Origin of the sequence: Millisia brevis NBRC 105863 (genome assembly GCF_001552615.1) — a bacterium.
Taxonomy (GTDB): domain Bacteria; phylum Actinomycetota; class Actinomycetes; order Mycobacteriales; family Mycobacteriaceae; genus Millisia; species Millisia brevis.
The window spans coordinates 61,416-80,702 of record NZ_BCRN01000008.1; the positions used below are offsets into that span (position 1 = coordinate 61,416).

13 protein-coding genes are annotated in these 19,287 nt (G+C 69.4%); 7 read left to right on the forward strand and 6 right to left on the reverse strand.

Going from position 1 to position 19,287, the window contains the following annotated elements; translation table 11 throughout:
• The first annotated feature begins 114 nt into the window (after window positions 1-114).
• The 3 genes from MB1_RS12765 (at window position 115) to MB1_RS12775 (ending at window position 5,091) form a co-directional block, all read left to right on the forward strand.
• Entirely contained in the window at window positions 115-1,785 is a 1,671-nt protein-coding gene (locus MB1_RS12765) for a hypothetical protein (protein WP_157084051.1), read from the forward strand.
• Between the two features lie 9 nt (window positions 1,786-1,794).
• Window positions 1,795-4,218 carry a DNA polymerase III subunits gamma/tau gene (locus tag MB1_RS12770; protein WP_066907608.1) on the forward strand — a complete coding sequence of 808 codons (2,424 nt, stop codon included), beginning with the start codon at window positions 1,795-1,797 and terminating at the stop codon, window positions 4,216-4,218.
• A gap of 111 nt (window positions 4,219-4,329) precedes the next feature.
• Window positions 4,330-5,091, forward strand: a complete 762-nt coding sequence (locus MB1_RS12775; RefSeq protein WP_157084052.1) for a hypothetical protein — start codon at window positions 4,330-4,332, stop codon at window positions 5,089-5,091.
• A gap of 25 nt (window positions 5,092-5,116) precedes the next feature.
• On the opposite strand, the gene MB1_RS12780 is transcribed toward MB1_RS12775, so the two are convergent.
• The gene (locus MB1_RS12780) at window positions 5,117-5,995 is read right to left on the reverse strand and encodes a class I SAM-dependent methyltransferase (RefSeq protein WP_066907612.1); all 879 of its coding nucleotides are present in this window, start codon (window positions 5,993-5,995) and stop codon (window positions 5,117-5,119) included.
• Between the two features lie 145 nt (window positions 5,996-6,140).
• On the opposite strand from MB1_RS12780, the gene MB1_RS12785 reads away from it, so the two are divergent.
• Complete coding sequence (locus MB1_RS12785) at window positions 6,141-7,049, forward strand: cation diffusion facilitator family transporter (RefSeq protein WP_066907615.1); 909 nt, start codon at window positions 6,141-6,143, stop codon at window positions 7,047-7,049.
• An 84-nt stretch (window positions 7,050-7,133) separates the two neighbouring features.
• Here MB1_RS12785 and MB1_RS12790 read toward each other — a convergent pair whose 3' ends face one another.
• Both MB1_RS12790 and MB1_RS12795 read right to left on the reverse strand, forming a co-directional pair.
• Complete coding sequence (locus tag MB1_RS12790) at window positions 7,134-8,555, reverse strand: hypothetical protein (protein WP_369406868.1); 1,422 nt, start codon at window positions 8,553-8,555, stop codon at window positions 7,134-7,136.
• Between the two features lie 2 nt (window positions 8,556-8,557).
• Entirely contained in the window at window positions 8,558-11,419 is a 2,862-nt protein-coding gene (locus MB1_RS12795; protein ID WP_066907618.1) for a glycosyltransferase, read from the reverse strand.
• Window positions 11,420-11,523: 104 nt separating this feature from the next.
• Here MB1_RS12795 and MB1_RS12800 point away from each other — a divergent pair, with 104 nt between their 5' ends.
• Entirely contained in the window at window positions 11,524-12,816 is a 1,293-nt protein-coding gene (locus tag MB1_RS12800; protein ID WP_066907986.1) for a glycosyltransferase, read from the forward strand.
• Here the strand turns inward: MB1_RS12800 and MB1_RS12805 are convergent.
• The 3 genes from MB1_RS12805 to MB1_RS12815 form a co-directional block, all read right to left on the reverse strand.
• The gene (locus MB1_RS12805) at window positions 12,796-13,665 is read right to left on the reverse strand and encodes a glycosyltransferase family 2 protein (RefSeq protein WP_066907989.1); all 870 of its coding nucleotides are present in this window, start codon (window positions 13,663-13,665) and stop codon (window positions 12,796-12,798) included. The genes MB1_RS12800 and MB1_RS12805 overlap by 21 nt on opposite strands.
• 40 nt (window positions 13,666-13,705) lie before the next feature.
• Window positions 13,706-14,491 carry an ABC transporter permease gene (locus MB1_RS12810; protein WP_066907992.1) on the reverse strand — a complete coding sequence of 262 codons (786 nt, stop codon included), beginning with the start codon at window positions 14,489-14,491 and terminating at the stop codon, window positions 13,706-13,708.
• A gap of 62 nt (window positions 14,492-14,553) precedes the next feature.
• The gene (locus MB1_RS12815; protein ID WP_066907621.1) at window positions 14,554-15,549 is read right to left on the reverse strand and encodes an ATP-binding cassette domain-containing protein; all 996 of its coding nucleotides are present in this window, start codon (window positions 15,547-15,549) and stop codon (window positions 14,554-14,556) included.
• A gap of 751 nt (window positions 15,550-16,300) precedes the next feature.
• Here MB1_RS12815 and MB1_RS12820 point away from each other — a divergent pair.
• Both MB1_RS12820 and MB1_RS12825 read left to right on the forward strand, forming a co-directional pair.
• Window positions 16,301-17,767 (forward strand): condensation domain-containing protein, encoded by a 1,467-nt coding sequence (locus tag MB1_RS12820; RefSeq protein ID WP_084351673.1) that lies wholly within the window; start codon window positions 16,301-16,303, stop codon window positions 17,765-17,767.
• Window positions 17,768-17,784: 17 nt separating this feature from the next.
• Complete coding sequence (locus MB1_RS12825) at window positions 17,785-19,287, forward strand: hypothetical protein (protein ID WP_066907626.1); 1,503 nt, start codon at window positions 17,785-17,787, stop codon at window positions 19,285-19,287.

A 19,287-nucleotide genomic window follows, 5' to 3' on the forward strand; every position in this document is an offset into this window, starting at 1 on the left:
AACAATGGCTCGCGCTATCGTTGGGTTGGTCGGGACGTCACCAATGCCGTCCGTTGTTCGGTCCATTGGTAGAAGACGCAGGTCGCCAGCGGCCGCGTAGAGCGAGAGGTTCCCGTGAGCACGGCTCCCGATCATCTGACCCCCGAAGCCGTGCGCACCGCGATGGCGCGGTTCGAGGCGGGCGAACTGGATGGAAGCGTCTTCGGTCGCATCCTGGTCGGATTCGCGAACTGGTACCTGGTCACCACCGGTGACCGGCACGCGCTGCTGTGGAAGATCGAGGACGAGGACGTCACCTGTGCCGCGGTGATGACCGAGCGGGTGTCCCCGGACGGTCAACCGGCGCACTTCATGGAGATGCGCGGCCGACATCTGGTGCGCAATCTGCCGGCGGAGGCCGACGGACTGCTGCTCGACTTCGGCCGGCCGCACTCGGTATTGATCCGTCGGGGCGGGTTCGAGTGGTTGCGGAGGATGTCGGCGGCTCTCGACATCGACGACGCGATAGACAATCCTTGGTACAACCAGGTCGATCTCTTCCTCGATCACACCTGGTTGGTGCTGTGCGAGAACGAACAGCCGCAGGTGCGCATCTTCGAGGGGCGCCGCGCGATCCGGATCTTCACCGCCGAGGATCGCCTCGAGCTCCACCGATCGCTCGAACCCCTGGACAACGACCTCGAAGCCGTCGAGATGACGGGACGGGATCTGTTTCCCCTCCTGGCACAACGGACGGACTTCCAGGCGATCCGGGTCGACCCGCACCGGCCGGGCGTCGACCGGCCGTCGGAATGGGGGCCCTCGATGGCCCACCGACTGGCGGAGGGCCTGGAATTTCGCCCGGAGGCGCGCGTTCTGCCCGCCCGTTCGGTATCCGAGGTCGACACCTTCCTGGACCTGTTGCCGATGTCGCGGGCCGGCCGGACTCGTGAGGAGACAACGGTCGACGGTCCCGACGGCACCCACCTGCCGGCGACGGTCTACTCGGGCACATCGATCGACGGAACCCCGGTGCACGCCTACGCCTTCGAGCCGATCGAGTCGCAGTACGGTTCGGCGCAGCCGGTGCGGCCGTCCGAATTGCTCTGCGCCGGCCTGCTCGCGGACCTGGTCCGCCGCCGGTGGGAGGGCTACCCGACCCAGCCGCTGCGGATGACCGACGCGATTCGCGACGAGGTGACCGAGGGCGCGCGGTGGGCCGCGGACCTGGTCGCGCTGCTCGGGGGACGCGACAATCTGCCGCGCGAGACGCTGCGGACCGCGCGCGGCGCCTACCTGGTCGACCATTACCCGGCCATCGGTCGACGCACCTGGATCGAGCACGCGCGGCGGCATTTCGATTCCCTGGTCGAACAGGCACCGCCGCCCGCTCCGGACCTCGATCCCGTCGATCCGCCGGTCGGTCGGATCGGTGCCGCGCCGTCGACGCGGGTGGCCGGCAGCGCCACCGGGCGGGTGGTGGCTCCGCCCGCGGTCGACGCGCTGCGAACGACGGTTGTCGCTCCACCCACCGCTCCGGTCGCCCCGCTTCCGGTGATGGTTCCGGTGGCGGGCAGCACCACGGGACGGGTCGCGATGCCCCCGAGCGCACCCGGACCGTCCGAGCCGCCCGCGCTGGCGCCGGTCCCGGGCAGCGCCACCGGCCGGGTATCCGCCCGCCCCGCGGCGGCGCCGGCCGAGTCGGTCGACGAGCTTCCGACGGTCTCGTTCTCGGTGACTACCGGTTCCACCGGTCGTATCGGCGCACGTCCGACCGACGCGGGATCGGTCGGACTGCCCCGATAGGCTCGACCCGTGGCCCTGTACCGCACATACCGTCCGTCGACGTTCGCCGAGGTTGTCGGTCAGGAGCACGTCACCGAACCGTTGTCGGTGGCCCTCGATTCCGGCCGCATCAACCACGCCTACCTCTTCTCCGGCCCGCGTGGCTGCGGAAAGACGTCCTCGGCGCGCATCCTGGCCCGCTCGCTCAACTGCGCGGAGGGGCCGACGTCGACGCCCTGCGGTGTCTGCTCGTCCTGTGTGGCGCTCGCCCCCGGCGGCCCCGGCAACCTCGACGTCGTCGAACTGGACGCCGCGAGCCACGGCGGTGTCGACGACACCCGTGAACTGCGCGATCGCGCCTTCTACGCGCCGGCCGAATCGCGCTACCGGGTGTTCATCGTCGACGAGGCCCATATGGTCACCACGGCGGGATTCAACGCGCTACTCAAGATCGTCGAGGAGCCGCCGGAGCATCTGATCTTCGTATTCGCGACCACCGAACCGGAGAAGGTGCTGCCGACGATTCGGTCGCGCACCCATCACTACCCGTTCCGGCTGCTCGCCCCGCAGGTGATGCGCGGGCTGCTCGAACGCATCACGACCGCCGAGTCGGTCCAGGTGCAGGACGCCGTCTATCCGCTGGTGATCCGAGCCGGGGGCGGCTCGCCGCGCGACACCCTCAGCATCCTCGATCAGCTCTTCGCCGGCGCCGAGGACAGCCTGGTGCGCTACGACCGCGCGGTCGCGCTGCTCGGCGTCACCGACGTTGCGCTGATCGACGAGACGATCGAAGCGCTCGCGGCCGGCGACGGCGCGGGGGTCTTCGGGGCGGTGCAGAAGGTGGTCGACGCCGGGCACGATCCCCGGCGCTTCGCGGTCGACCTGCTCGATCGGCTGCGCGATCTGATCCTCGTGCGGGCGGTTCCCGACGCGACCGGTCGCGGCCTGGTCGACGTGCCGTCCGATGTCGCCGAACGCATCGTCGAGCAGGCGGGGCGGATCGGCCCGGCCACGCTCGCCCGCTACGCCGAGGTGGTGCACGCGGGACTCGGCGAGATGCGCGGCGCCACCGCACCGCGCTTGCTGCTCGAGGTGATGTGCGCGCGCATGTTGCTGCCCGATGCGGCGAACGACCAGGCCGCGCTCCTGCAGCGGGTCGAAACGGTGGAGCGTTCCGTGGCCGGTGGGCTGTCCGTCGCCGCGTCCGCTCCGGCCCCCTCGTCCGCTTCGGTTTCCACCCCGGCCGCTCCCACCCCGGCCGGACCCGCCTCCGCCGGTTCGTCGGTGCCCCCGACCGGTGACGACGCCGACTCTCGCCGCACCTTCGTACGCCCCAGCGCGCGTACCGAATCCGCCCCCGCGGCGCCGCACCCGCGCGAGGTGGAGCCGGCGGAACGGGCCACCTCGGCGGAGCCGCCCCGCGAGCCCGCGGCAGCGACACCATCGGCGGACAGCGGTTCGACAGCCGCCGTCGACGCTTCGATCGAACCGGCCCATACCCCGCAGGACTCGGGGCCCGCTCCGGCCGCCGCACAGACAACCCCGACGCCGACTGCCGCTACACCGACTGTGCCGGGACCGGCGGCCGGTGAGTCCAGGTCTGCCGAGTCCCGGGGCGAATCGCAGCGTCCCGCCGGCCGGCGACCGGACCCCGCCGCGCCCCGGCCCGACGAGTCACCACAGCAGTCCGAGCCCGCACCACAGCGCAGCGAGGCCGCACCACAGCGCACCGAGCCGGTGGCGCAGCGCGACGAATCCGCCGCGCATCGACGCGAACCCGTCGCCGGGCGGCCCGAACCGGCGCCCGCCGCGCCGGCGGACGCGCAGCACGCCCCGCCGCCGGCGCAGTCTGCGGCGCCTACCGGCGTGGACCTCGAATCGGTTCGTGCGAACTGGCAACGGGTCCGCGACGTCGTGCGCGGTCATAGCCGCACCGTCGAGGTGATGCTCTCCGGGGCGTCGGTGCAGGCGGTCGGCGATGGCCGGCTCGTGCTGACCCACGAGTCGGTGCCGCTGGCCAAGCGGTTGGTCGAACCCCGCAACGCCGAGGCGATCCGCGGTGCCTTCCGCGAGGTGTTCGGAGTCGACGTCACCGTCGAATGCGTCACCGGACAGGCGGAGCCGGCCCGGCCGGCGGACCGCCGCACCGCCGCACCCGCACGCGGCGACCGCAAGGAGAAGCCGACCTTCACCCGGCCCAAGCGGGACGCCGCACCCGCTGCGGAAGCGGCGCCCCCGCGACCGGAACGCCGCATCGCGCCGCCACCGGCGGACGACGAACCTCCGATCCCCGAGGCACCGCCGATGGAGGACGAGGAAGAGGAGATGCTCGCCGAAGCCGCCCGCGACCGCGACTCGGGCAACGACGGCCCCTCCCAGCCGCGCCGGGATCCGCAGGAAATCGCGCTCGAACTGCTGCAATCCGAACTCGGCGCGCGCCCGATCGGCGACTGAGCACCCGACCGAGAAAGGCTGCTATCGACCCGTTCTGCGACGGTTTTATATACCGTATGTCCGATTAGGTAGGCTCTAACGGACATACGGTACGTCTTTGTGAGGTGAGGAATGGGCGGTCGAGTGGTGGGCGCAGGGGCGCGCGGTGCGGTGCTGGCGGCGGTGACCGCGATGACGCTCTCGGCGCTGGGACCGGGCGCCGCGACCGCGCAGAGCAGGTACGAGCAGACCCACCGCAGCGGCGACATTCGGGTGAGCTGCGTCGGGCCGCACCCGACGAACGGCGGGGAGACCGTCGAGTTCCCGGCCACCCTCGCGGTCGAGGTCGACCTGCCCGCCGAGGTCCCCGGCCACTGGGTGCTCAACGGCGACATGCGCGTCACGATGACCACCGACTTCGGCGGCTACCGCCCGTACGAGCGGCCGGGCTGGGGCAGCCCGACCTACAGTCTCGGGGCCGACTGGGAGGTACCGCTGCGCCTGACCCACTCCGGCGGCGAGGTGCGGGATATGTCCGGCCATGCGACCGTCTGGCATCCGGTCGCCATCCAGCGCGAGACGACCAGCTACACGCTTCCCGGTTTGGGGATGGATACCGTCGGGGGATTCCAACTGCAGGCGGGTGAATCGGTGACCGCGGAATGGCTCGGCGCACAGGGCACTCGGGTCGATCTGACGCTCAACGGGCAGGAGGCACCGCGGGCGGGCGCCGGCGGCTACACCTGCTTCGGCCCGAACGTCCGGCTCGGGGTCGACGGCGGCACCATCGATCCCGGTCCCGGCGATCCGGGCACGGTCGACCCGGGTGCGCCGGCGAGCGGGAGTGCCGGATTCGACTTCGGAGATATCCTCGACCGGATTCTGGGCCGTTAGGCGGTGGGGTGCCGACTACCCCGCCCTACCGCCCGTCGTTGGTGGCGGACAGCAACCAGCCGGCGGCGACGAAGCGGACGGTGTCGCCTTCCACGAAGGGCTCGTAGGCGGCCCGAACGATGTCGACCATCCGTGCGCGCTCGTCGTCGGGCAGTTGGGCCAGGCGCGGGGCGACCGGGCCGATCGACGTCAGGTAGCCGGTGAGCTCCGACTCGGGGAAGCGACATTCGATGTCGATCGGCTGCGCGTCCGCGGCCGACCATCCGGACCGCTCGAGGACCGACAGGGCGTAGTCGCGACCGGCGAGGCCGAACGGCCCCGGGGTGTCGGGTTCGCGGATCGGCAGCCCCAGCAGGGGAGCGACGGCGGTCTCCCCGGTGGTCATGAAGGGGTTGGCGTCGGGCTCGCGCCAGGTCAGCATGCGCAGTGCCGCGCCGGGGGCGGCGGCGAGACGCAGATTGGTGAACGCCGCCACCGGGGCGCGGAAGAACATCACACCGAAGCGGGAGATCACCGCGTCGAAGGCCCCGTCGGCCACCGGCCCGTCCTGGATGTCGGCCTGCACGAAGCGGGCCGGCACGCCCTCGGCATCGGCCCGGGAGCGGGCGAGGGTCAGCAGCGGCTCGGAGATGTCCAGACCGACCGCCCAACCACCCTGTGCGCCGATCGCCGCGGCGACCGCGAGCGTGGTGGCCCCGGCGCCGCAGCCCACATCGAGGACCCGCCGCGCATCGGGGGCATCCGCGGTCACCGTGTCGACCAGGAAGGCTGCGAGCGGCGCGAACATCTCGTCGAGGACGGCCTGCTTGCGGACCCAGGCCCGCCCGGAGGGCCCCTTCCAGGCGACGATTTGCTCGTCGACGGGGTCGTCGGCTGCCGGTTGTGGCACGTTCGGCGAGGTCATCGGGTGTGCTCCTGCTCGATGGTGATGGCGCTGGGGTCCCGGTCAGAATGCCGGCCGCGGGCCGATCGGTGGGCGGGTCGCCCCACGCGGTCGCGAGCATCCGTTCCCGGCGGTGGACAGGCGGCCGTTGTGATGGAATGGCTCGGTGACCGCCACCGGTGAGCGTCGCGATCTGTCGCGATTCGCCCTGCTGAGCATCGTTGCCTCGATCGTCGTCATCGGCTTGAAGTTGTGGGCCTGGCAGGTCTCGGGCTCGGTCGGCCTGTTGTCCGATGCGGTCGAGTCCGTGGTCAACCTGGTCGCCGCGATCGGAGCCTTCGTCGCCCTGCGCGTGGTGGCCCGGCCCGCCGACTCGAGCCACAACTTCGGGCACACCAAAGCCGAGTACTTCTCGGCCGTCCTCGAAGGCGTGATGATCATCGTCGCCGCCGGCGCGATCATCTACGTCTCCGTCGAGCGCCTGCTCAACCCGCAGGAGTTGGACGCCGTCGGGCTGGGCCTGGTGATCTCGGTGGTCGCCAGCATCGTCAACGGCGTCGTCGCGATGATCCTGCTGCGGGCCGGGAGGGCGTACCGCTCGCTGACGCTCGAGGCCGACGGCAAACACCTGCTGACGGACGTGTGGACCACCGCGGGTGTCATCGTCGGAGTCGGGCTCGTCGGGTTGACCGGGTGGGCGCCGCTGGATGCGTTGGTCGCGATCGGCGTGGCGATCAACATCCTGTTCGTGGGTTTCCGCCTGGTGTGGCGGTCGGGATCCGGCCTGATGGATGCCTCGCTCGCGGACCACGATCGTGCGGAGATCGACGCGGCGCTCGCCGAATTCGGCGACCGGGGCGTCGTCTTCCACGACATACGTACCCGGGAGGCGGGTCATCAGCGGTTCGTGCAGATGCACATGTTGGTCCCCGGCGAGTGGACGATCCAGTTCGCCCACGACGTCACCGAGGAGGTCGAGCAGAAGTTGACCGAGCGGCTCGAGGACCTCAGCATCATCATCCACGTCGAACCCTTGGGCGACCCGCGTTCCTACGAACCGTGGCGCCTGGGCTGAGCGGTGTCGAACCGCCGGTGATCCGCACTCCCGCGCTTCCCGGCGTTCGGACCGTCCACCATGGGTGCATCGGTCATGGCCACATCACCAGAACGTGAAGTCGATATCCCTGGCGGACAACTCGTTCCCGATCCGGACGCGCAGCTGTTCGGCATCTCCGAAATGGTCGGGGTCGAGCCCCAGGAAGGTGAGGGTCATCCGGTCGCCGTACTCGACGAGCCAGGCGGCGACACCCGGACCGCGGCCGCGTCGGTCGGCGGCCGAGCCGCCGAGCATCATCGCGCGAATGGCGAAAGACGACGCCGTCTTGCCGCCGATGGACAACGCGTCGTCCGGAGCGACGCCGAGGTTCGAGACGGTGGTGTCCGGTCCGGGGATGGCGCGGATCAGCTTGCCCACCAACCGTTTGGGGAGCAACCGCACCACCGGTTGCAGGTTGTCGGTCACCTGTTCGGCCCCCGATTCGGCGTAGGCGGTGAACGCCGCCTTGCTGCGCATGCGGATATCCGCCAGGTCGTACCGGCCGTCGACGGGTTCCGGTAGGCGAATCCACACCCCGCCCGAGGCGTTGGCGCGGTCGTCGCTCTCGCCTTCGCGGCGGTTCACCGCGATGCACACCCGCATCGGACCGTTGACGGGGTACTCGGACGCGGTGACGATTCCGGCGAGCAATGCGGCGAACAGTCCGTTCGAGGTACCGCTGTGGGCTGCGGCGTGCTGCTTCCACGTCCGGCTGTCCACATCGACGATCGCGAGGGTCGCGTCGACGTCGGCCGCCCGGCCGGTGGGTCGGCCTGCTCGCCCGTCAGCCGGCTGCGCCCGGCGGTCGGGGTCCGGTCCGTCGGCCGATGCGCCGGCGGATGTGCTGCGGCGCTGCCGAATCGTCTGTGTCACCAGAACCCGCAGTGACCGTGCCGCGGCCGCCAGTTGCCGGCCCGCGTCGGCGATGTCCTCGCGCACCGAACGCCATCCGCCCTCGGCCGGAGGTAGCGACGTGGCGGTACCCGAAGCGGCCGCCGACAGCGCCCGGAAGACGCCCTGGCCATCGGCGATCATATGGGACAGCAGCAGCGAGACCACCCGACGCCCGGCGGTGGTGGTCACCGTGTCGAGTTGCCAGCCCGCGCCGTCGACCGGTCGCAGCGCCGCGCCGCGCAGCACCGAGTCGACCCATTCGCCGATCGCGTCGTCGGGAATCGTCTCGCTCGTCCCCACCGTCGCGGTCCGGGGCGACCGCACCCACCGGTGGCGCGCCGCCGGGACGCGGGTGCGTTGCACCGCCCGGTGCAGAGCGCCGGTCGCGAGGTGTCGGCAGAGCTCATCGACGGCGCCCTGCCCGGGGTCGTCGTCGAATACCCACGAGAACTGGATCGGCGCCGACGCTCCGAACAGATCCTCGGCCAGCAGGTAGGACTCGTCCGATCCCGCCACCCGCGGGGCCTTGTCGGTGGCGCCGATATCGCGGTGGTCCGTCTCGGTGCGTGTGGTCCCGGTGCGTGTGGTCATCGTCATGCTCCTGATCGGATATCGAAGGGCAGATCCCAGGCCGACAGTTCCGCGGCCAGCAGGGTGGGCAGCGATCCGTCGCCGAAACGGGTTTCGTCGCAACCGAGTACCGAGAAGGTGAAGTGGGTGTCGGTGCGCAACGCCCACGCCTGCACTCCGTCGCCGAATCGGTGGGGCAGTGCGGGGTCGACCCCTTGGGCCATGCCGCGGAAGGTCATCCAGTTCGCGTGGGTCGGTCCCCAGTACAGCGCGCCGGCCGGGACGTCCCCGAGGTTGGAGACCATCCCGTCCGGCATCCCGTCACCTGCCGTGGCCGCGCCGACCAGCCACGCCGGCGGAATCAGCCAGACCAGCGGTTGCAGATGTGCGGTCGCCGAGCGATGCCCGGCTTCGAGCCGCTTGTACGCGGCCTTGCACGAGGCGCGCAGTACGCCGAGATCCTGTGCGGCGGAAGGCTCGTCGGTGAGCAGAACCGAGACCCCAGCGGTGGCGTTGGTGCGGCGGTCGGCCACGCCGGCCCGCCGGTCGACCGGGATACCGACCTTGATCGTTTCACCCAGCGGTGCGTACCCGCTCGAGCGCAGCAGCCCGGCGATCACGGCGACGAACAGCACATTGGGGGTACCCGCATGGCGGGCCGCCACCCGCTCCCAGGCACCGATCGGGACACGCACACTCGCCCACGAACCGACCGCACGGGGCGCTCGTACGGCCATCGGCGCATTGCGGGTGGACCGTGGCGCGACGCCGGCGTCCGAGCCGGTCGCCCCTGCTCGCTCCGACCGCTCCGCTCGCTCCGACCGCTCCGCCCGGACCGATCGCGCGGCGCGCACCAGCCCCCGACCGGCGGCCAGCACGCGTCCGGCGGCGTCCGCGGCGTCCGCGGCCGTCGCGCGCACCCGAACCGTCATGCCCAGCCGCGATTCCGGGTCGCCGATCAGGGGTGCTTCGTCGACTCCGGCTGCCGTCGTCTCGGTTCCACCCGCCGTCGTCACGGTTCCGGCGGCCGCAGCTGCGGTGGCTGTGGCTTCGGCTGCCGCCACGGCTGCGGTGGCTGCCGCCATGGCCTCGGCCGCCGCGGACACCATCGTGCGGCCATCGGCGACCAGGTGCAGGGCGCACAGCGAAATGGCGGTACCCCCGGATTCGGTGCCGGTCGCCCGCAACCGCCAGCACCGTCCGGATTCGGCGTCGAGCGCGACGGTCGCCAATTCCTCGGCCGCCCATCGTTCGACGGCACCGTCGTCGACGGGGCTCTCGTCGAGCCGCATCTCGGGTGCGTGGCCGGCGCGGGTCCAGCGGGGCCGGGCACCGGGCACCGTCGACGGAATCAGACGCCGGTGCAGCCGTCCGTGCGCCAGTCGGGCGTGGACGTCGAGGAGCACATCGCGCGGCACCGGAGCGTCGGTGGTCCACAGGATCTGCAGCACCACCGACCAGCCGAGCGCCTGCCGAAGAAACCAGTAGGTGGAGTCCTCGTCGGTCAGTCGCGACGTTCGGCCCGGGTCCGGGCCGTGCCCGCCTTCGCCGGACGCCGCGCCGACGGTGTCCGTTCGCGCCGGGCTCGTTTTCCCGACGGGTGTGACCGTCGCCTCGATGGCGTCGACCGCCCGGGCGAGGGCGAGATCGCCGGCGGTGACCATGCGCGCCGCGGTGTGCGCCGCGCGGCGGGCATCGGCACCCAGGGCTATTTCCAGCGCGGCGGTCAGGCGGTCGCCGTCGAGCCGCCGGACCGGCAACGAGGTTCCGGCGCCGAGCTTCTCGATCTGTTGTCCCCAATACGGTTGGTCGGACCCGAACGGGCAGATGACGGAGGGAACTCCGGAACGCAGTGCGGCGGCGGTCGTTCCGGCTCCTCCATGGTGGACGAGCGCCGCACATCGACCGAATACCTCGCTATGGTCGACCGCCCGTACCACACGCACATCGTCACCGGCGACGCCCGGATCGGCAGGCATATCGTTCCACCCGGTACACAGCAGCAGCCGATACCCGAGCCGCCGGGCGGCGGTCACCGCCGCGTCGATCATCGCCGCCGGATCGGTGACCGGCATGCTCCCGAAGCCGACATAGATCGGCGGGGCGCCGCTGCGCAGCCAGGTGTCGATGTCACAGCCGGGTTCCGGCGCCCGAACGTTCTCGCGCAGCGGCCGTGGCAGGTCGAAGAACCCGACGACCGGCCGTTGCCGGAACGCGGCGTCGGCTGCCCACAGCGGGTCGTCCGTCACCGCGAACAGTTCGTCGTAGGCCTGCACTTCGATACCGGGCGCAGCGCGCATCTGTTCCTGCGGCGACCGCGCGGCCGGCGCACATCCGAGGCGCTCGCGCAGTCGGCCGTCTCGCCGTCGGGTCAACACACCGAAGAGTCGATCGAATAGCCACCACTGCGCCCGAGTCGCGGCCGGGCCGGATGTCCGCCCCGGCGTCGGCATCGGACCGACGGAACTGTTGCGGCGTATCGGTGCATGGTGCAGGGATATCAACGGTACCGCTGCGCGCTCGGCGTAGGCCAGGGCAACCTGCTCGGTGATGTACCCGGCGATGATCGCGTCGACGCCGGTCACCAACTCGCCCATGCCGTCGATCAATTCGGCGTATCCCAGGTCGCGAATCTCCCGGGCCACGCGCAGTTGCCGAACCGGGTGCCGACCGGCGGCCCTCCGCAGTGCGCTCACGGACTCGATGTGCCGGCGCGTGTCGAGCCCCAACGGAGCCGCGGCCACCCCACAGTCGGCGGCGAAGCCGACCAGATTGGGCGGAACGCCGAGTCGAACATCGTGACCGCGTTCGGTGAGCGCGTGGGCCAGCGCCACCGCGGGTTGTACGTCGCCGCGGGTTCCGTGGATGGCGAGAGCGAGTTTCATCGCTCACCACCGACCGGCGCGAGGGCTGCCGCACTCGGTGGAATGGGATCGTCGCCTACCCTGAGCACCGCCGGCTCGTCGGTTCCGAAGGGGAGGGAGTGACCATGCGATTCGTCTTGGCCGCCAACGGCAGCCGCGGGGACGTGCAACCCGCGGTCGCGATCGGCACCGAGCTGCGCACCCGGGGACACGAGGTGTCGTTGCTGGTGCCACCGAATCTGGTGGCATTCGGTGCGGGAGCGGGATTGCCGACTCGGGCGTACGGCCGGAGCACCAAGGAGATTCTGGAGTCCGATACGGTGCGCGTCCGGCTCAAGTCGGCCAACCCGCGCACCCGGCTCGCGGCGATCGCCGAGATGGCAGTGCGCGGTGGCCGCGAGATGCACGCCCAGCTGTTGGACGAGACGCAGCACGCCGACGCGATCGTGTCGACCAGCGTGGGTCAGGAACGTGCGCACAATGTGGCGCAGGTCCGCGGAATCGCGCATATTCCCTTGCATCTGGGCCCGATCCGACGCAACTCCACAACGTCGCTGTTGTCGCACGTCGGCATCGACGCACCCGGGTGGGCCGCCGCACCGAGTTGGTCCGCCGCCGAGTGGTTGATGTGGATGGGTTCGGCGCGGGCGGAGAACCGCCTGCGCGCCGAGCTGGGCTTGCCCGCCCTGCGCCGCCCCTTCGCCTCCGCCATCGCCGCGACCGGTGTCCCCGAGATCCAGGCCTACGATCCGGCCCTGTTTCCCGATCTGGTGCGCGAATGGGGTAGCCGACGTCCGCTCGTCGGATTCCTGAATCTGCCGGCTGCCGCCCGCCGCGGTGTCGGCGACACCGGACCCGACGACGATCTGCTCGAGTGGCTCGCCGCCGATGAGCCGCCGGTCTACGTCGGGTTCGGCAGCATGATGCCGTCGCGTCTCGATGCGCTCGCGGCAGCGGTGCTGGGAGCTGCCCGTGAACTCGGTCTGCGGCTGCTGATCGCCGGTGGCTGGAGCGATTTCATGCGGGACGCCACCGGCGAGGAGCAACGGATACGGGTGGTGGGCCACATCGACCACGATGCGATCCTGCCGCACTGCCGGGCCGCGATTCATCACGGTGGCGCCGGATCGGTGGCGGCCGGCCTGCGGGCCGGTCTGCCGACGATCGTGACGTGGATCGGAGCGGATCAGCCGATGTGGGGCCAAGCGGTGTCGGCAGCTCATGTGGGTACCCACCTTCCGATGTCCCGGATCACTTCTGGCCGGCTGGCCGACGCCCTGCGGGTCGGGCTGTCCGCGACGACGCGGGCGGCGGCGCAGGGCATGCGCGAGCAGCTCATTCCGTCGGACCGAGCCGCCGCAGCGGCCGCCGACCTGATCGAGCGCACCGCGGATACATCAGGGGCGCACCCGGCTTGACGTCTGTCGACGCGGCCGACTCGTCGTGAATCGCCCGGTCCGGTCGTCGTACACGCGGATGGCCACCAACCGTCCGGCATGCAGGACCACCAGGGTCGGGACGTAGATCAACGCCGCGCCGGCCGCGAATCCGAATCGCCTGTGCAAGAGGAAGGTACGGGGAAGGCAGCTCATGTACCCGGCGAAATCGCGCAAACCGGTCTCCATGCGGCGCGGCGAGACCCCGACGGTCAGCGTGCCGAGAAAGGCGTTCCGCCCGCCGATATCGTTGACGCACAGGCCCACATCGACATCCTCGAAAACATCCCGCCGCATACTGACCCGGTCTCGGATGCGCTTCCACACCTCCCGGCGAATCACCATATTGGAGCCGTAGAGAACGGGGACCTCCTTGACGGCGCGGCCGACCCGTCGATCACCCAACGGGTGCAACGCGATCTTCCACTTCTCGAATCGCCCGGACAACGGCACTCCGTAGGCCTCTCCGCGACCGCACAGCGCCGACCACCGATCGTCGGTATCGTCCCGGAAGAACTCGACGATGGTGCGGGCCCAACCCGGCCGGACCAGCGTGTCGGCATCGATACGGGCAATCAGGTCCCCGATCGCCGAGTCCATTCCGGCGCAACGCGCGTACACCAGACCCTGCTGCGCCTCGTTGATCAGCCGCACCTGCGGATGACGTTCGGCGATGCACTCGACCAGGTCGACGGTGCGGTCGGTCGAGTTGTTGTTGACCACGACGATTTCCCGGATGTGCTCGAGCTGATCGGTCAGTCGGTCGAGGCAGTCGGTGATGGTGTCCTCCTCGTTGTAGGCGGGAACCACCACCGACAACAGTGGTGCCATCGATTCCGGGTCGGCCCGGTGCGGAGCTGTCGGGTTCACGTCAGGTCCTTCGCATGTAGGTGCGCAGGGTCACCGGCACGAAGACCGCCAGGATGACCGCCGCGCCGAGGAGGGTGTAGACGATCTGAACGCGTGCGTCGCCGCCGTCGGCGAGGCTGCGCACCGCGGAGACCAGATGGGAGACCGGGTTGGCGTTGGCGACCACCTGCATCCATTCGGGCAAGGTGTCGACCGGTACCAATGCGTTGGAGACGAAGGTCAGCGGCATCAGCACCAGCATCGAGACCCCCTGAACGGTCGACGCCTTGTCGAGCAGCACCCCCACCAGCGCAAAGATCCAACTCAGCGCGAAGGCGACCAGCACGACCAGCAGGCAGGCCGCCGCCAGGCCGATGGGGTGCGCCGGTCGGTATCCCAGGGCCACTCCGACGGCGACCGCGATGACGGTCGCGACCACATAGCGGACCGCATTGGCCAGCAGGGCGCCGGCCAGCGGAGCTATCCGGGCGACCGGAAGTGATTTGAACCGATCGAAGATCCCCTTGTCGAGGTCCTCGCGCAGTTGCACGCCGGTGATGACCGATGCCGCCACCGCAACCTGCACCAGGACACCGGGAATCAGGAGCGGCAGGTAGGCCTGCACGTCGCCCGCGATCGCCCCGCCGAAGATGGTCGAGAACATCACCGTGAAGACGATGGGAAGAGCGATCACATCGAACAACTGTTGCGGGTTGTGCTTGATCTTCAGCATCCCGCGATGGGTCATGGTCAGAGACTGGGCGATCGACCGGCGCACCGTGATGTGATGGGGCGGTTCGTCGATCATCGGGACGGCCGCGAGCCCGTCCGCGCGGTGCGGATCGTCGGTTCGAGGGACCGAGGTGGCGGTCATGACGCCGACGGGAGGGTCGGTCGGATCGCCGAGGCGTTGGTCCGGTCGTGCGTCGACGGCTCGGTCAACCGGAAGAACACGTCGTCGAGCGTGGGACGGGCGACGTTGACGGCGGCCAAGGGAATATGTCGATCCCGCAGTGCGGCAAGCAACTCGGCCAGGCCGTCCAGGTTCGACATGGGGATGACGACCGTCCGACCGTCGTCGTCGACCGTCGCCTGCGCCGGCGACAACGCCGAACACACCGCGGCCGCCGCGGCACACTGGTCGCGGTCGAGCGGGGTGATCGTGACCGAGCTGTCCCCGACCGCGGACTTGAGATCGTCGACGGTGCCCTCGGCGACGACGTGCCCACGGTCCATCACGGCGACACGATCGGCCAGCTCGTCCGCCTCATCGAGGTACTGCGTCGTCAGCAGCACGGTCGATCCGGTGGCGACCATCTCTCGCAGGGTGTTCCACATCTGCGCGCGGGTACGCGGATCGAGTCCGGTGGTCGGCTCGTCGAGAAACAGCAAGCGCGGCCGGGTGATCAGCGAGGCGGCCAGGTCGAGCCGTCGACGCATGCCACCCGAGAAGCCGCGCACGGTGCGGCGCGCCGCGTCGCTCAGTCCGAACTCGTCCAGCAGATCCGCCGCTCTGCGACGCGCGGCTCTCCGGGACGCGCCGACCAGGCGCGCGAAGATCAGCAGATTCTCCTCGGCGGTGAGGTCCTCGTCGAGCGAGGCGTACTGCCCGGTCACCCCGATCAATGACCGCACCGCCCCGGCCGACGACACCACGTCGTGACCGAAGATGCGCGCGCGACCGCCGTCGGGTCGTTCCAGGGTTGCCAGCATGCGCACCGTCGTGGTTTTCCCGGCGCCATTGGTTCCCAGTACGGCGTATACGCCCCCCACCGGGACCGCCAGGTCGATGCGGTCGACAGCGACCGTCCGGCCGTATCGGCGGGTCAGCCCGACGGCATCGATCGCGAGATCGGTTTCGCTCATCGCCCACTCCTGTGCGTAGGTCGTCGATCCGGTGGTGACTGCTCGTCGGTGCGCATTCGGTGCCGGCCGGTCCGGTGATGCCCGGACGGGACCACATCGGTTGGACGACGTGTCCGAACGGGACTATGGCTGGATAGCCTTCCATCGGGGTTGTTGTGGCGACATCCATGCGGTGGCAACAACGGGGTGGCCGCTTCGACGACCGGGTGATGATTGCGAGCGTATGACCCCTTCGAATTCGGCGCAACATTAGACTTTCGATTCGTACCGTACTGGGGTGTATACCAACCTGTGATCGGCTCCAGTGGAGACTCGTGGGGCGAATTGGATACATGGAAGACCATTCTCGATGCGAATAGTGCCGGTTGGGCGTCCGCCGAGGCGGTAACGGACGATGTGTAGAGACCGGGAGTAGGGACCGACTCGGAGTTCGATACCAAGCGATTAAATTGTGATCAAGCGCACTCGCCATTCATCTGGTGGTTACTGCCAGTGGTTCCTCTAGGATCAGACCGGTCGGCATCATTGCTTACCGCCGGCAGGCCCGTCGAGTGTGATCGCAGTGGATTGCCAATAGCGGGCGGAAATGAATCCGCTCGGTCCGGGTAGGTCCGAGTACGGCTACGAACATCCTTTGGCTGCGCATGGAGTCGTGGATGTTTGTTCGCCGCGCATGAAATGAATTCGGGCAAAGGTGCATCGTCTTTCTCCGTCAATGAGTCGGTCCGTGGCGAAGTAGGTGTTGAAGGTCATGAAGTTCACTGAACTTGCCGAATACGAGTTCCCGGAGGGCAGGGTCACGCGGTTCACTCCGCGGTCCGACGTGCCGGTGAGGGGCTGGGGCGTCGACGCCAGACCTCTCGCCTACGACCATGAGCATCACGTGCGAGGGGCGGTGCGCGGGAACGGAAAAATCTCTTGGCTCGGAGCAGTTTTCGAAGTGCATGAGCCGTTCGATCCGCAGGTGCTGACGAGGGTGCTGCTGGCGTGGCACCGTCGGCACGAGGCGTTTCGGACCACGGTGACCCGCGGGGTGGACGAGGCCGGCGACTATCGGCCGGTTCGGCGGACCTATTCGGCGGACGGGTTGACGTTCGCATCGCAGGATATGGGACGGTTCCCTCGGGATGAGGTGGCCGCTGGACTCACCGCCTGGTTCGACGACGGTTTGTCGCCCTTGGACTGGCCCCACTGCCTGGTGGCCACCATCACCGAAATCGGGGCGTGCGATCGGGAGGACCGGTTTCTCCTGGTATTCGCCGCCGACCATTCGGTGATGGATGCCTACTCCATGCTGCTGTCCATCACCGAATTGTCGCGTCTGTACGCATCCGAGTTCCACGGTCGACCGGTGGAATTGCCGGAGATCGGAAGCCATGTGGATTTCAGTGCGCGCGACCGCGGTATCGGTGCCGAGATCGATGGTGACCACGAGGCGGTCCGGCGTTGGCGGCATTTTCTCGGTGAAGCCGGCAGCTTCCCGAGCCTCGCGCTGCCCGCAGGTGTTGCCGCTGTTCGCGAGGGCGCGGGCAGTGATGGCGTTCCGCAACAAGGGTGGGTCAGGAAGCTTGCCGATGCCGAACAGATGGGCACGCTGGCAACATTGTCTCGTGCGGCGGGGCACACCACTCAGACGGCCGTGATCGCGGCGCTGGCGGTCGCGCACCAGGAACTGACGGGCGGGTCCAGGCTGCGTCTGGTGATGCCGATGCATACCCGGCACGAGGCTCGATTCCTCGAGTCGGTGGGCTGGTATGTCGGCATCGGACCGCTCGAGGTGGACGTCAGCTTCGCCGGCACGTTCCGTGATGCCCTGGCGGCCGCGGCTGTGGGTATCGCCGAGGCCAAACGCTTGTCCCGTCTTCCGTATCCGCGTATCGCCGAGTTGCTCGGCACGTCCGCGGAACCCCAGTTCGTGGTGTCCTACCTGGATCTGCGCTCCATGTCCGGTGCCGGGGAGTGGACAGACCTGCGTGCGCAGACGGTCCGCAGTGCGGCTCGTTCGGATACCGAGGTCTACTTCTGGTTGGCGCGAACGTCGTCCGGCATCACGGCCTCCGCCCGATTTCCTGCCGGCGCGCACGTCGGTGCGGCGATTACGAGCCTGGTCTCCGCATCGTGTGGGGTCCTTCGTGAGGTGATCGAACACGGCGTCGATCGCGTCATCGTCTCCACCACCGAGCGCAACGACTCCGCGGGAACCGCGCAGCCCGCCTGAGGAAGGACGGTGTCGAAGTGGAAATCATCGACCTCGATTCGTGGCGTCCCGAGCCGGGAATGGGAATCGGTTGGCGGGTGACACCGGACCCGCGTTCCGTCGACGCGACGGCAACCGAGCGCGGCGCGTCGACCTTTCTGGTGGACAATCACGTCCGCGCCGCGCTGGCAGCCAGGCGCGAGGGCAAACCGCACCGGGCATACCTCGGGTCCGGGACGGACATCGACGGCGACCTCGACATCGACGCGATGACAGCCGCGTTGCTGACGTTCGTTCGTCGGCATGCGATCCTGCGGACGTGGTACGACGTGGTCGACGGTGAGGTCGTTGCCCGGGTGATGCCGGCGCGGACGGTCGGCCTGGAGTCGGTGGATCCCACGGCGTTGTCGAGCTCGGCCGAGATAATCGACCACATCCGTACCCGTTTCGGGCGGGAGACATCGAGTGACTCGTTTCCGGGGTTGGCATTCGGCGCCGTCATGCGGGAGGGGAGCTTCTCGTTCTTCTTCGGCGCCGATCACGGGTTGAGCGACGGGGCGTCGCAGGTCTTCGCGGTGGCCGAGATCAGCAGGCTCTACCGGGAGGCCCGCGGTGCCGGTGTGACGACCGCGGCCGGGAGCGCCGATGCGACCGATCGGGACACTCCGGCAACGGAGGGTACGTGCGAGGGGTTCGCCGAATTCGCGCGACTGGAAGCCGAACTGACTGCCCACCATGTCGCCGGGTCCGCCGAGTTCGACGCGTGGAAGCGCACGTTCGTGCGCCACGATCGACGGATGCCGCGTTTCGCCCTCGATCTCGGCCTGGGGGTCGGCGAAACCGCTCCCGTACGGCCCGTGGGAGTGGTCCTGCTCGACGGGGACCGCATCGCCGATTTCGAGCGCATCTGCGTGGAGGCCGGCGGCAGGCTCATCACGGGACTCTATGCGGCCCTTGCCATCACCGACTACGAGCTGGCCGGTTCCGATAGCTACTACGGGATGACCGTGTTCAACAGCCGGGTGGGGCTCGAGTCGCTCGCCGGCGAATACGGCTGGTTCAGTTCCTTCGCCCCGGTGGAGTTCGCGGTGTCCGGCGTGCGCACCTTCCGCGAACTGGTGCCGGACGCCTACGTCGCATCTCGGCGGGCCAGGAAGCTGGCCGTCGTCCCACCGGGGGCGGCGCTTGCGGCCCTGATCGCCGTCGGCGCATCGCCCGATTCGGTCATCACTGCGCCGAACCTGTTTTCCTACATCGATTTCCGGAAGATTCCCGACGTCGACGAACCGGCGTGCCGGCGAGGTGTCGTCTTCACCGGCGAGGGCCGTACCGCCAATGCCTCGCTGTGGTTCAACCGCGACCACGACCGCCTCTATGTCGGAAGTCAGTCTCCGGATACACCCTTCGCTCAGTCCCGGGTGCTCCGATATCTCGAGCACCTGCGCGCGGTGATCACCGAGGTGACCACGGTCGGTGATCGAGCGATCGGGGCGGAAAGGAGCGACATCGCCTCGGCCGGTCGGGTCGCCGTGGAGCGCTGA

Bases quoted from the DNA above. Each gene is read 5' to 3' on its own strand.
- MB1_RS12775 (WP_157084052.1), top strand. From the start codon at position 4,330: ATGGGCGGTCGAGTGGTGGGCGCAGGGGCGCGCGGTGCGGTGCTGGCG.
- MB1_RS12780 (WP_066907612.1), bottom strand. From the start codon at position 5,995: ATGACCTCGCCGAACGTGCCACAACCGGCAGCCGACGACCCCGTCGAC.
- MB1_RS12790 (WP_369406868.1), bottom strand. From the start codon at position 8,555: ATGACCACACGCACCGGGACCACACGCACCGAGACGGACCACCGCGAT.
- MB1_RS12795 (WP_066907618.1), bottom strand. From the start codon at position 11,419: ATGAAACTCGCTCTCGCCATCCACGGAACCCGCGGCGACGTACAACCC.
- MB1_RS12800 (WP_066907986.1), top strand. From the start codon at position 11,524: ATGCGATTCGTCTTGGCCGCCAACGGCAGCCGCGGGGACGTGCAACCC.
- MB1_RS12805 (WP_066907989.1), bottom strand. From the start codon at position 13,665: ATGGCACCACTGTTGTCGGTGGTGGTTCCCGCCTACAACGAGGAGGAC.
- MB1_RS12810 (WP_066907992.1), bottom strand. From the start codon at position 14,491: ATGATCGACGAACCGCCCCATCACATCACGGTGCGCCGGTCGATCGCC.
- MB1_RS12815 (WP_066907621.1), bottom strand. From the start codon at position 15,549: ATGAGCGAAACCGATCTCGCGATCGATGCCGTCGGGCTGACCCGCCGA.
- MB1_RS12820 (WP_084351673.1), top strand. From the start codon at position 16,301: ATGAAGTTCACTGAACTTGCCGAATACGAGTTCCCGGAGGGCAGGGTC.